6 protein-coding genes are annotated in these 13,750 nt (G+C 35.6%); 3 read left to right on the top strand and 3 right to left on the bottom strand.

Annotation, left to right across the window (positions count from 1 at the left end; all coding sequences use genetic code 11):
- Nucleotides 1-10 precede the first annotated feature (10 nt).
- The gene (locus tag ACKTSC_RS02455; RefSeq protein WP_071858651.1) at nucleotides 11-982 is read left to right on the top strand and encodes a ribose-phosphate diphosphokinase; all 972 of its coding nucleotides are present in this window, start codon (nucleotides 11-13) and stop codon (nucleotides 980-982) included.
- 1,018 nt (nucleotides 983-2,000) lie between these two features.
- Nucleotides 2,001-8,963 (top strand): Cna B-type domain-containing protein, encoded by a 6,963-nt coding sequence (locus ACKTSC_RS02450; protein ID WP_407856727.1) that lies wholly within the window; start codon nucleotides 2,001-2,003, stop codon nucleotides 8,961-8,963.
- Nucleotides 8,964-9,006: 43 nt separating this feature from the next.
- Here the strand turns inward: ACKTSC_RS02450 and ACKTSC_RS02445 are convergent, their stop codons facing one another.
- On the bottom strand, nucleotides 9,007-10,509 hold the full coding sequence (locus ACKTSC_RS02445) for a helix-turn-helix domain-containing protein (RefSeq protein ID WP_407856726.1): 1,503 nt from the start codon (nucleotides 10,507-10,509) through the stop codon (nucleotides 9,007-9,009).
- Nucleotides 10,510-10,680: 171 nt separating this feature from the next.
- Between ACKTSC_RS02445 and ACKTSC_RS02440 the strand changes: the two genes are divergently transcribed.
- Nucleotides 10,681-11,274 carry a TMEM175 family protein gene (locus tag ACKTSC_RS02440; protein WP_407855091.1) on the top strand — a complete coding sequence of 198 codons (594 nt, stop codon included), beginning with the start codon at nucleotides 10,681-10,683 and terminating at the stop codon, nucleotides 11,272-11,274.
- Nucleotides 11,275-11,299: 25 nt separating this feature from the next.
- Here the strand turns inward: ACKTSC_RS02440 and ACKTSC_RS02435 are convergent, their stop codons facing one another.
- Both ACKTSC_RS02435 and ACKTSC_RS02430 read right to left on the bottom strand, forming a co-directional pair.
- A complete protein-coding gene (locus ACKTSC_RS02435) occupies nucleotides 11,300-12,043 on the bottom strand; it encodes an amino acid ABC transporter ATP-binding protein (protein ID WP_332579850.1) in 744 nt (247 codons plus the stop codon).
- 39 nt (nucleotides 12,044-12,082) lie between these two features.
- Entirely contained in the window at nucleotides 12,083-13,681 is a 1,599-nt protein-coding gene (locus ACKTSC_RS02430) for an ABC transporter permease subunit (RefSeq protein ID WP_407855090.1), read from the bottom strand.
- Between the last annotated feature and the right edge of the window lie 69 nt (nucleotides 13,682-13,750).

Here is a 13,750-nt window from a genome sequence, read left to right as displayed (position 1 = left end):
GGAGGTCCCCATGTCGAAACATTATTTTGATCCAAGATTGAAAATTTTTGCTTTGAATTCTAATCGCCCATTGGCTGAAAAGATTGCTGAAGAAGTTGGTGTAGAACTAGGAAAGAGTTCTGTTACACAATTTAGTGATGGAGAAATTCAAGTAAATATTGAAGAAAGTATTCGCGGCTGCCATGTCTATGTCGTTCAGTCAACAAGTAGTCCGGTAAATGATAATTTAATGGAACTATTGATCATGATCGATGCCTTGAAACGCGCGAGTGCAAAAACAATCAATGTCGTAATGCCTTATTACGGTTATGCCCGTCAGGACCGTAAAGCGCGCGCACGGGAACCAATTACTGCGAAACTTGTAGCCAATATGATCGAAAAAGCAGGTGCAACACGTCTGTTAACATTAGACTTACATGCATCGCAAATCCAAGGATTCTTTGATATTCCTGTTGACCATTTGATGGGTGCACCATTGATTGCAGATTATTTCTTAGAAAAAGAAATTTGCGGAGATGATGTTGTCGTTGTTTCACCAGACCACGGTGGTGTAACACGTGCACGTAAATTAGCAGAATTCTTAAAAGCTCCAATCGCGATTATCGATAAACGTCGCCCTAAAGCGAACGTTGCAGAAGTTATGAATATCATCGGTAAAGTCGATGGCAAAACATGTGTGATCATCGATGATATGATCGATACCGCAGGTACGATCACGTTAGCTGCGAATGCCTTAAAAGAAGCAGGTGCTAAAAAAGTGTATGCTTCATGTACACATCCTGTTTTATCTGGTCCAGCGATGCAACGTATCCAAGATTCAGCAATTGAACATTTAGTTGTTACTGATTCTATCTATTTATCAGACGAACGCAAAATCGATAAAATCGATGAAATCAGTGTTGGTGAATTAATGGGTGATGCGATCAAACGGATCCATGAAAACAAACCAGTTAGTCCATTATTTGAAACACATAAAAAATAGAGCGCACAAAAAAAACTAGGACCTCAATCAGGTCCTAGTTTTTTTGTGTCTCAATAAATAAAAAGGAGCTCATCGGTGGGTAGCCGATGAGCGAAGGAGTTAAAAAATGAAAAAGTGTTAGGGTTGTTTGTTGGTATGAATATATAATAGCAACGAGTTGTGAATAAAGAATGAACAACAAGTGCATTAAAATCAAAGAAACAATAAAGAAAAATTAAGAATTTAAATGTAAAAAAAGTAGCTGAAAAAAAAAGGAGCTCATCGGTGGGTGGCCGATGAGCAAAGGAGTTAAAAAATGAAAAAGTGTTAGGGTTGTTTGTTGGTATGTCTATATAATAGCAACGAGTTGTGAAGAAATTGTGAACAACGATTATGCAAATATTGAAATTTATATAAAGAATTTGAAATTATATTATATTCGAAAAAATATTATAAATAAAAAGAGCTCACCGGTGGGTGGCCGATGAGCAAAGGAGTTAAAAAATGAAAAAGTGTTAGGGTTGTTTGTTGGTATGAATACATAATAGCAACGACTTATGAATTAAATATGATGAAAGAATAGCGAATTTATTAATTTTAATTATAGAAATAAATTATGTAGCAACTTGAAACTGGATTATCCGTTAATTTTCCCATAAACATTCATTTTTTTGCTATTGTAGTCGAAAGTGAATTCCTAATAAAAATAAAAAAATAGTTTTATTTGATTAAAAATTATAATATGTTGAAAAACAAAATAATCAGAATAATTAAAAAAAACACCACCAGATGAATGTTATTCCAGGATAAAAAAAACATGTGGAAAAAGCAATAAAATAGAAGGTTTTCATTGCTAAAAAAAACGTTTTTATACTATTGAAATAAAAAATAACTAGTCTATTATGTGTTTATTCATTTGTTTTTGTATAAAATAAATATTTATTATTTATTAGTAAACAAATGTGATTGCTAGTAAATGAAAGCAGTCATAAAATATATAGTGTTTTTAATAATACTATATTTTTTATGGAGGAAAAAAATGAATAGTCAAAGAAAAACATCGACATATTTTGTTACTTTGTTCACAATTTTAGTAACATTATTGCCGTTCATCAATTATGTAACAACTGGAATCAAAGCTGTTGCAGCAACGACTTCACCAGCAACGACACTATTTGAAAATCAATATGGAAGTGCAAAGGTGTCTTACGAAGAAGACCCTGATCAGAAGCATTTAGATTGGACTATTGAGTATTCAAAAATTACGAGCGAATTAGCAAGACAAATTGGTTTTCGTATAAATTCTGCCAATCAAATGTTAGTTCCTGAAAAGATCACCAGTGATCCTAGCAATCTATTCGCGTTGGATACTTCAAACGTGGATCAATCAACTATTCTTCAAACGAAAGCAACCAAAGAAGCTAGCCAAGGGAAAATCTTTTTTCAAACGGCATATATAACAAGTTTATCGATTCAAGCATTGGAAAATGAATTCCAAACAGATGGAACAAAAAATGATTTATTAGCTGATCAAGAACCTATTGTGGTTTCAATTCCAGCTAAAGAGACACAAACAACTGAAAGTAAAAGCAGCATTGCTAATAGCGTGAGTACAAATGCTGCTGATCAAACGACTGAAGTAAGCAGTGCTACTGTTGTTGAAAATAATCCAAAAAAATCTAAGACAGAAAATACTACAACTACTCTGCCCGCGAATTCAACCTCAGCTACTTCAAATTCAAGTGCTACAAGTGAAACAAAGACTCAAGAAACTACAGCAGATACTAAAGCAGCTGCAAAAGTAGAACGTAGAGTAAGAGTGGCAAGTGCAGCAGCCAGTGAAGAGACTGCGAGAGATATTACAACACTTCCAGGTTCCAATAAAATGGTAGTCAGCAAAACCGATGGGAAAACGATTTTTGACAGTGCTACTTTAACTAAAGATGGAAAAACGATTGATCAAGCCGATATCCAGTTAAATGATAATTTACTTTTACAGTATAACTGGAGCTTGCCAGAGGATTTACGCAAAAATATTAAGGCCGGCGATTATTTTAATTTTAAAATACCAGATAAATTTACGATCACCGCTGAAATGTTGTCAGGTAATTTGTCAGATAGCAATGGGAATACCTTTGGAACCTTTACTATCAATAAAGATGGTACTGCAAAAATTACTTTTACCAAGGCTGTAGAAACTAACTCAGGGATAAAAGGTACATTGAATGTAGCTGGTGTCGTTAATGAAATGCAAATTGATAATCCTGGTAAGACTGAAATCACTGTTCCATTTACAGACGATGATAAAGTGGTCGTACCAATTATTACTGTTCCTGATGCAAAAGCTTTGTCTAAAAGAGTAGTTAGTCAAACAGATAATAAGGATATTAAAGATAATCAAGCCGTTGTGACTTGGGAAATAACCGCTAATAAAACCGGAAATGTAATGACAAATGGTGTTTTGACGGACACATTACCAGCTGGAGTTACTTACAAAGGTAATTTGAAAGTTGTTTCCTATGATGTGTCATTAAAGGATGGAACCTTGATTAAAGAGACTGAAAAATCAGAGGACATAACTGAACCAGAAATAACTGATAAAAAAATAACTTTGAATTTACCAACTAGTAAAAAGGCGCATGTGATAACTTTCGATACAGATGTGGATTTGAATCAATATTCTTCTATCAAAGATCCAGAGCAATTAACAGCAGCGGTAAAAAATAGTGCAGATCTATCTTCAGTAGAAACAGGTGATGTAAATGCTGATGCTACAGTAACATTTAAATCTGCTAGTTCAATTGCTAAGTCCGGCACAGGCATTATTCCAGTTGGCGATAAATCAGTAGCTAATTGGACAATAGCATTCAGAAAATCAGGAATCGATCTTCCAGCCGGAACTAAATTTGTTGATCAAATCGGCCAAAGTCAGTCGTTGACAGATGAAAAAGGAGATACGATCAATGAAGAGGCTTTACAAACGCTACTTCAAGCAGAATTTACAGCAAATGGAAAGAACGAAGGAAAAACAATTAGTTTAACTAAAGATAATGACCAAACTTATTCTTTAGTCTTTCCGGAAGGTATTTCTGATAGTTTTGATTTGACGTTGCATACATCGGTAACTGGAACTGGTACAACATATAGTAACAAAATCAATTGGCATAATCAGGGGAATGAAGCTAAGAATAAATTTGAAAATCCTGGTTCAGGGATCGTAAAAACTTCGGATAAAGGAGGTAATGGAACAACCCTTTCTACCGATAAAAATGATGGAAAAGTGACTTGGACAGTTAAAGTGAATTCGGCACACCAGTCAATCGATAGTTGGCAAGTAGTCGATACATTGAAAAATGCTAAATACAATAAAGGTGATATCAAAATCGAAGAAGTCGAGAAAAGTGAAAGTACACCGAAAGAAGTATCGAAAGATTTTACTATTGACTACAGTGATACATCTTTTACACTCAATTATAAGAAAAAAACAACTAGTGAATTTATCATAACTTATAGTGGAACCTATGCTGCAAGTAAATTGGATCAGGATATTTCTAATACTGCGGTTTATCACTACACTCAAAATGGAAAAACATGGACTAATGATGCAAAAAACGACTTCAAAACGCCAGGTGATCAACGTCAAGCGATCTCGTTAAGTAAAGGTGGCACCTATAATGCTGTCAATAATACAGTCGGCTGGGAAATCAATGTTAATACCGGAAATGTGCCTTATGGAAAAGATGGCAAGTTAACTGATAAAATCCCTGCAGACCAAACATATAACAATGATGCTAAAGTAGAGGATAGTTCTGGCAAGGAAGTTACCGGACTTAAAACAGAGTATAAGGATGAGACTTTAACCGTTAGCGGATTTCCTGCCGGGGCAAAAGATAACTATAAAATCGTATTTACAACTAAGGTAAATACTGAAAAAGACCAGCTGGCAGTAGGTTCTGCTAAAAATACGGCAGAGTATACAGATAATCTAAACAAACCATCCTCAGCTGAGGCAACAGTTGAATATACAAAGAATGAAAATTATGTTTCGAAAAATCAATCATATGATCCAGCAAAGGATAGTAATACTGTCCATTATGCTGTAACGGTAAATCCTGGGAAATTACCTTTAAAGAATGTTCGCTTAGTCGATAGTGATTGGCACTATTTGAAAATGTTACCAGAAACATTGAAAATAACTAATAGTGCAGGCGAAGATGTTACTACACAATTTAAAACAAGTATCGCTGAGCAAGAATTCAGTATCGATTTTGGTGATATAACAGATCAGTATACAGTGACTTATGATATGTCACTTCTATTTATAGGAAACCCAAATGCTGATTTATCCGTATCAAACACGGCGACGATCACCGGTGACAATGTCAAAGCAGATACTGGTAAATCAAACGCAGCGATCACAGTTAAAGTGCCCGCTGCGGGAGGGACTGCTCAGGGGGAAGTACGATCTTTAAAATTAAAAAAAGTAAATAGTGACAAAAAAAATGCCCCAATCAAAGACGCTCAATTTTCATTATATCGAGGAGAAGTTGCAGCTGGAAATGCTGTTAGAGAGAATGTTTCTACGGACGAAAACGGAGAAATTCTATTTAGCAATTTAACCTATGGAGACTATTATATTGTTGAGACAAAAGCAGCTGATGGTTACTATATCAGTAATGAACTAAAAAAAGGTAAATTAGTAACGATTGATGAAAACACAGCAAAAGATAGTCCTAAAGAAGTAACATTAGAAAACACTAAAGTCGGAGCAATCACTTTAACTAAAGTCGATAGTACCGATCCAAGCATCAAATTAGCAAAGGCAACATTTGAACTTTATCAAGATGGTAAAAAAGTCACTCAAAATGCTTTAGGTGAATCTATTGATACCTTTGCGACGAATGACCAAGGGGTAGTAACTATACCATCATTGATCCCTGGCGATTATGTCTTAAAAGAAGTTGGCGCGCCAGAAGGTTATCATGTTTCAACGAGCGATACTGCAATCGCAGTGAAAGCTGGGGAAACGACAGAAACAACTGTCAAAAATACGATTAATCAAGGCAAAATCGAATTACAAAAAGAATCTGCTGATAATAAGAAGTTAAAAGGTGCAGACTTTACGTTAATCGATACAACTGATGCGTCCGAAAAAATAGTTAAAATAAAAACTACGGATGAACATGGATTAGTTGATTTTGAGTTGCAAGCTAATCATACGTATAAAATCAAAGAAACTAAAAATCCGACTGGCTATGAAGGCTCGTATGAATTGACCGGAATTAAGGTAACAGATGAAGGGAAAATTGTTTATACAGATCAATCAGGAAAAGAACAAACTTTTACAAGTTCAGATACACCGATTGTTGTTACCAATAATCGAATCGTTACAACGATCAAAGGAACAAAGACTTGGAAAGATGCGGATAATAAATTTGGCAGTCGTCCAAATAGTGTGAATGTTCAGTTGATGCAAGACGGTCAGGTGTATGCTACGAAGAACGTTATAAAGGCCGATAATTGGAGTTATGAATTTACTGATTTACCAGTGATCGCTGAAGGTGGTCATCGTTATAACTATACGGTAAAAGAAACCAACGTAGCTGCTAATTATCAAGCAGAAACTAACGGAAATAATATTACTAACACGCTAAAAACAACTTCTGTTTCTGGTGAAAAAACATGGAATGATAAAGACAACCAATATAATTTGCGTCCAAGCAGTATCAAGGTTCAATTATTACAAGACAAGACACCAATGACAGGTGCAGAATATACAAAAGAAGTAAAAGTTGATCAAAATGGTAAGTGGGATTACACGTTTACAGGATTACCAAAATATGATTCAGCAGGTCATGAGTATAACTATAGTGTTCAAGAAATTGAAGAGAATAAAAATTATACTTCTACAGTAACGGGGATGGATCTAGCTAATAAATTAGCAACAACTAAAGTTAGCGTAGATAAGACATGGAATGACCAAGACAATACGTATAAAACTCGCCCTAAAAATTTAACTGCTACTTTAATGGTCAAACAAGCAAATGGATGGAAAACTTTTAAAGAAGTATTTGGTTCAGACAAATCGATTGAATTAAATCAAGCGAACAATTGGAAAGGTGATTTTGATAATTTACCCGTTTACGATAAAGAACAAAATCAAGTTCAATATGGGGTGAAAGAAGAATTATCAACCAATACTTACACACCAAATGGTGCTAATGAGGGCGAACAGCAAGTAACGGTCGCTGCTGTAGCTGGTATCAGCCATTTGACGAATAACTTGAATACCGTCGCAGTAACAGTCAATAAAACATGGAAAGATTTTGATAATAAATTCAATACACGTCCTAATGAAATTACCTTCCAACTTTATGCATGGACCAAAGATGAAGCCGATGCTGAAAAATTTGGGACTGCCGATCGATCATCTGGAGAATATACGATCAAAGGTAATGAACAACATCAGTTTAGTCCGTTAACGATTAGTGGCTTACCTAAGTATGATCAAAACGGCAACGAGATGCATTACAAAGTTAAAGAAATAAATATTCAAAAAAACTATCAAGCAACACCAAATTATTCGGCGAAAGATAATAGCTTATCAATCGAAAACATCTTAGAAACTACCGATGTGACGATCAATAAGCAATGGGATGATCAAGGGAATCAAGCCTTTGAAAGACCAGAAGTTACATTACAATTGTTCCGTCAAGTTGCAGGATCTGATGCTGAAGCTATGCCGGGTGCTGATTATACTAAGACGATCAAAGCTGGTAGTAAAGCTGACAGTTGGTCATACACATTTAAAAACTTACCTAAAAAAGATAGTACTGGAAATGTGTATAGTTACTCAGTGAAAGAAACGTCTAAAGACAGCAATTATCAAGCTAGTCAAGTTGATCCACTAACTGTTAAGAATACTTTGATTACTAAACAAGTACGAGTAGTGAAACATTGGGAAGATTTTGATAATAAATATAATTCACGTCCAGATGAAATTGAATTTAATTTAATGTATAAACAAGATGGTCAAGAACGAGCATTTATGGATATCAATCAAAAAGCGGTAACCAAGTCAATTAAAGTTGCAGTTGGAAATGATTGGAGTTACACCTTTGATAAGTTACCAGTCAAAGATGCTCAAGGAAATGACTATACGTATGATGTCCAAGAAGTATTGAAAAAAGCTGGTAAAGTAATTACACCTAACTACACATCAGAAAATCTTGGAACAACTATGAATAATACGTTAAGAGTTATTACCGTTGATGGTAAGAAACAATGGGATGACCAAGACAATAAATTTAATAGTCGTCCAACAAGTATCAAAGTCCAATTACTACAAAATGGAAAAGCAATGTCGGGAGACGAATACATCCAAGAAGTTAAAGTGAACGAAGACGGAACATGGAGTTATGCCTTTGATAAACTCCCTGAACTAGATACAAAAGGTGAAAAATATGTTTATACCATTAAAGAATTAGATGTACCAAAAAATTATCAAGCCACAGAAGCTGGTATGGATATCACTAACAAATTAATTACAACTTCTTTTGCAGGAGATAAAGTTTGGGATGACCAAGATGATCGAGATAAAATACGGCCTACAAAAGTGACGATTGTTCTATTGCAAAATGGGAAGCAAATTGCTCAAACAGAAACTTCTGCTAAAGAGAAGTGGCACTATCGATTTGAGAAATTAGCTAAATATGATCGTAAGGGTGATCGTTACGATTATACAGTCAAAGAATTAAATGTTCCCAAAGGCTATCAATCATTAGTAGAAGGACATACGATTATTAATCGTCATACACCAACACCACCAACATCGGATACACCAAAGGATCATTTGCCAACTACAAAGGGTGGAACAGGTAAAACAGATGCTAAGATGTACCCACAAACGAATGATAAGAATCAAGCAATTTGGATGATTATAGGTGTAGTAATCATTCTTCTTGTAATTATGATTTGGTCTCGTAAAAGAAAGAGCGAATAATTAAAAAAGGCTGGATCGCATTTTAAGATCCAGTCTTGTTTTTCTATTCATATACACGGTTTTTCTTGTCGTAAATATTTCGTAATTCCATATATAGTGGAATTAATTCGTTTTTAGTATAAGGAAAATCTAGTTGATACAAAGGTAGATTGGGTTTCTCTTTTTTCAATAAGGATGACGAACTGATAATCAAGTCGTAATCTTCTTTTAGTGAGATGTCATAAGGCTCTGCATCAATAAAGCGCAAATCTTCTAAGAAGCGATACAAGTCACGAACAAAGATCGCATTATGTTCTAAAGCAATCCCTATTTTAAGATTATTCGCATAAGGGAATTGATTAAAGTAAGGTAGCAATAAACGATTAAATGCACGTGTAAGATAAGGATGCACAGAACTCATAAAGCTGTATGATGGATTATCTTTAGCCATTTGCATGAAGTTTTGAATGTTTTGGAAAAGAATGTACTCACCACGTGTTTGTTTTTCATGAGGATTCATCACTAATTCGATCATGCTAGGAAATGGTTGACGGAAAATGAAATAGCCAAATGTAATATTTAATAAATTAGCTACAACCAATGGATCATCCATTACTTCCGGACGGTCAGGGAACAAGGCTTTTTTAGCAAAGTTTCGGAATTCAACGACAAACTCATTGACAGGATTTGGTCGAGCATCAAAATCATGAATCGTTTGTTTCAGACTTTGATCGTCTCGTATCGTGTAAAATGGAGCATAATGAGCCAAGAAATAAATGAAACTAGATTCACCTTTCAATTGACGTGTCGTCATTGGTACATCGATAATGTCACGCAATGAAGTAAAATCGTAATAAGGATTATCCTTCATTAAGAAATTATAGCGCGGATCGTATTTAGCAAATTTCTTTTTCTTGATACGAATGATAAAAATACAAGTAAAGAGTTTCAGTTCTTGGTTACCAAAGTAAGTTCTTGATAATGGAAAATAATCTTTGTAGGTGTCAATCAGCTGGGTCATTAAGTGCTGGTCCACATTTAATGGACATTCGATTCCACGTGTTCCTAACCATAAAAGATCAAATAATGCTAATCGGATTAAACGTTCATCGCCAGACATCCCAGCTTCTGTATAAGTAAAACGAATGTTGAAACGTTTTAAATATTTTTTTAGCTTGTCGATCTTACGTGATACGGTTGAACGACTCACAAAATACTTTTCACAAAAATGTTCGATAGTCGGTTTTTCTTCGTTTAAAAAGTATAAGATAAATTGGAATGGAACTGCTTGTTGCAATAAATGATAGCGATACTCATCGACACTAGCATTCAGATTTTCTAGATTAACTTTTCCGGCACGCATCATGATCGATTCATGATTGGAACGGATCTCTGCTAATTCTTGATCAATTTCATTTAATTCAATCACACTCTGTTGATAATTTAAGTCTAAATCTTCTGACAATTGGTTGATGGCTAAGACTTGTTTTGATGATTGATTTAAGTATTTAAAAATGTTAAAACGTAAGAGGAGTGACGAATCAAACATAAGTTCCTCGTATAACATCTATATTCCTCCTTATTAATTTCATCCACTAATCTGAATTTTTTTAGTATATTCTCTCCTATATTGTACTTTATTTACATAAGACTGTCAGTTATAAACTGAAGAAATATGGCCAAATTTACATAAAGAAAAAATAAATTTCATGATATTTTAAGAAAGAAGTTGAAGAAAATGACAAAGTCACGTTTAGAAGCGTTTACAGATGGGGTAGTAGCAATTGTCTTGACAGTGCTGGTATTGAACATTCAAATACCTGACGCGCCGACGTTAGCTTCTCTAGTGAGCATCACAAATACATTATTTGCTTATATTGTTAGTTTTATTTTTGTAGCAGTCATTTGGGTCAATCATCATCGGATGATGCAATTGGCGAATAGAATCGATTATCGAGTGATTTGGGCAAACATCTTTTGGCTTTTTTGGCTAACATTGTGTCCAGCAGTGACGAGTTGGGTGGGGCGAAATCCAGAGTCTTTCTGGCCTGAATTTTCCTATGTGGTCATTTATATGATGTGGAGTTTTTCTTATGGTATCTTATCTAAACAATTGATTCAAGCAAACGAACCTGATAGCAAGGTCGCACAAGTTTTAAAAAAAGATCAAAGAAGTAAGCTATCGATCATCATCAATTTATTAATGTTAGCGGGTATTTTTATTTTTCCGCCGATCGGTATTATAGGACGTTTCTTAGTCTCTGGGATTTGGGTGATCTCATATCAAAAGGCTGATGAGTATTATCAAAAAATAATAAAGAAAAAGTCGTAGGATTTTATTCCTACGACTTTTTTTATTACGCTTGTGGATGTAAGACACGGTGCAAGAATTCTTTTGTTCGTTCTTCTTTAGGATGAACAAAGATATCTTCTGGTGTTCCTTCTTCTGCGATCAGGCCTTTATCCATAAAAATGACGCGATCGGAGACTTCCTTAGCAAAAGCCATCTCATGAGTAACAACGACCATGGTCAATCCACTCTCAGCTAATTTTTTCATAATTTGTAAAACATCACCGACCATTTCAGGGTCTAGAGCAGAGGTTGGTTCATCGAACAGCATCACTTCAGGATCCATCGACAGCGCACGCGCAATGGCGACCCGTTGTTTCTGTCCCCCAGATAATTGGGCTGGTTTAGCATCGATAAAGCGAGCCATGCCAACTTTTTCTAGGTTTTCAATAGCTACTTTGCGAGCTTCCGCTTCTTTACGTCCTAACACCGTTAGTTGTCCGCTCATACAGTTTTGCAATACATTCATGTTGTTGAATAGATTAAATGATTGAAATACCATTCCTAAATGTGTTCGATATTTTGGCAAGTTATAACCAGGAGTTAAAACATTTTCACCTTGGTACATAATTTTTCCATCGGTGGGTGTTTCTAATAAGTTGATGCAACGTAAAAAGGTAGATTTACCAGAGCCAGATGCACCAATAATCGTGACAACTTCTCCTTTGTTTACATTCATGTTGATATCTTTTAAGACGAGATTATCGCCGAAACTTTTTTTCAAATGTTCGATTTCAATAATACTACTCATAATGATCCTCCCTAATTGATACGAATTTCTGATTGATTTTTATTTGTCTTCGCCAATTGCAACATCTACGTCATCTAAACGTACATAAGCAGAAGGGCCGTCCATTTTTTTCTCAACGACACGTAAAATACGTGTTGCTGTGAAGGTCAAGATAAAGTAAATCACACAAATGATGAAGTACGTTTGGAAGAACAGATAGTTCGTTCCAGCAGCTGATTTCCCTTGGAAGAACAATTCAGAAACAGAGATGATACTCAATACGGAAGTATCTTTAATATTGATCACTAATTCATTCCCAGTTGCTGGCAAGATATTACGTAGTACTTGCGGTAAAACAACTTTCCGCATCGTTTGACCATGGGTCATCCCGATGGCATGTGCAGCTTCGAATTGACCTAGATCGACAGCGAAGATTCCGCCGCGAACGATTTCAGACATATACGCACCTGTATTAATAGAAACAATGAACAAAGCAGCTAATGTCCGATTTAAATCAATTCCGAAAGCCATTGCGATTCCGTAGTAGATAACTGCGGATTGAACGATCATCGGTGTACCACGGAAGATTTCAATGTAAGCATTTAAGATCCAACCAAAAAGTTTTTGGAAACCACGCTTAGCACTATTGTCAGAAACAGGCAGTGTACGGAATACACCGACTAACAAGCCAATCAGTGTACCAACAGTCGTACCAATGATTGCTAACATCAATGTCACACCTGTACCACGTAAGAACATCATACCGTTTTGTCTTAAGATGCGCACAAAGACATTTTCTTTCTTACCGCTTGAACTTTGAGTTTCATCTGAAGCAGGTTGATCTTTGATTGCTTGGTCCATAATTTTTACGCGTTCTTCTTTTGAAATTCCCGCTAAAATTTGATTGACTTGAGCAACATCCGAGTCGCCTTTACGCATCCCGACAGAGACTTGAACATCTTCTGGATTGGTTTGGAAACCATTTGCATCATCAAATTCGACCATTTTCAAATCAGAATTGACACTTTCGGCTGTTACACCTTCAGGGCGTTCACTGACATACCCATCAATAGTTCCTGACTCTAAGGCAACACGCATTGCTGGAAAATTATCCATCGCTTGTTGTTTGTTGACTCCAGGTATTTGTGAAATCACGTCGTAATGGAATGTACTTAATTGGGCAGTGACTTTCGCACCAGAGAAATCTTTGATCGAAGTCGCTTTTGCATATTTGGTATCTTTGCGTGTAACGATAACTAATTGTGATTCATAATAAGGATCTGAAAAATCAATTTCTTTACTACGTTCAGCTGTAGGAGACATTCCTGCGATGATCGCATCGATTTTTCCAGATTGTAATGCAGGTAGTAAGCCATCCCACTCAGTTTTTACGATGACTAATTTACGATTCATTTTTTCGGCGATTTTCTTTGCCATTTGGACATCATAGCCGCCGGCGTAAGATTTATCTCCTTGGATCTGTACAGCGCCATTGCGGTCATTGTTTTGGGTCCAGTTGAAAGGAGCATATCCGGCTTCCATACCGACTCTCAATTCTCCTTCAGGGGTTTTTTCGTCAGCATGGCTGACTAATGGTGCAGCAAAAAGTGAAATAAACAAAGCAATAAATGCGATAACTGAAAAGTTTCTTCTATTCATAATTTCTCCCTTTCTTGAAATTACGAGATTGGGTAATGCTGTCTTTGGGAAAATTTGCAACAAAAAAAG

It is taken from the genome of Enterococcus hailinensis, from assembly GCF_045862035.1.
GTDB lineage: Bacteria > Bacillota > Bacilli > Lactobacillales > Enterococcaceae > Enterococcus_A > Enterococcus_A hailinensis.
The sequence above is the reverse complement of the archived record's forward strand: the minus strand, read 5'-3'. Positions and strand labels throughout refer to the sequence as shown.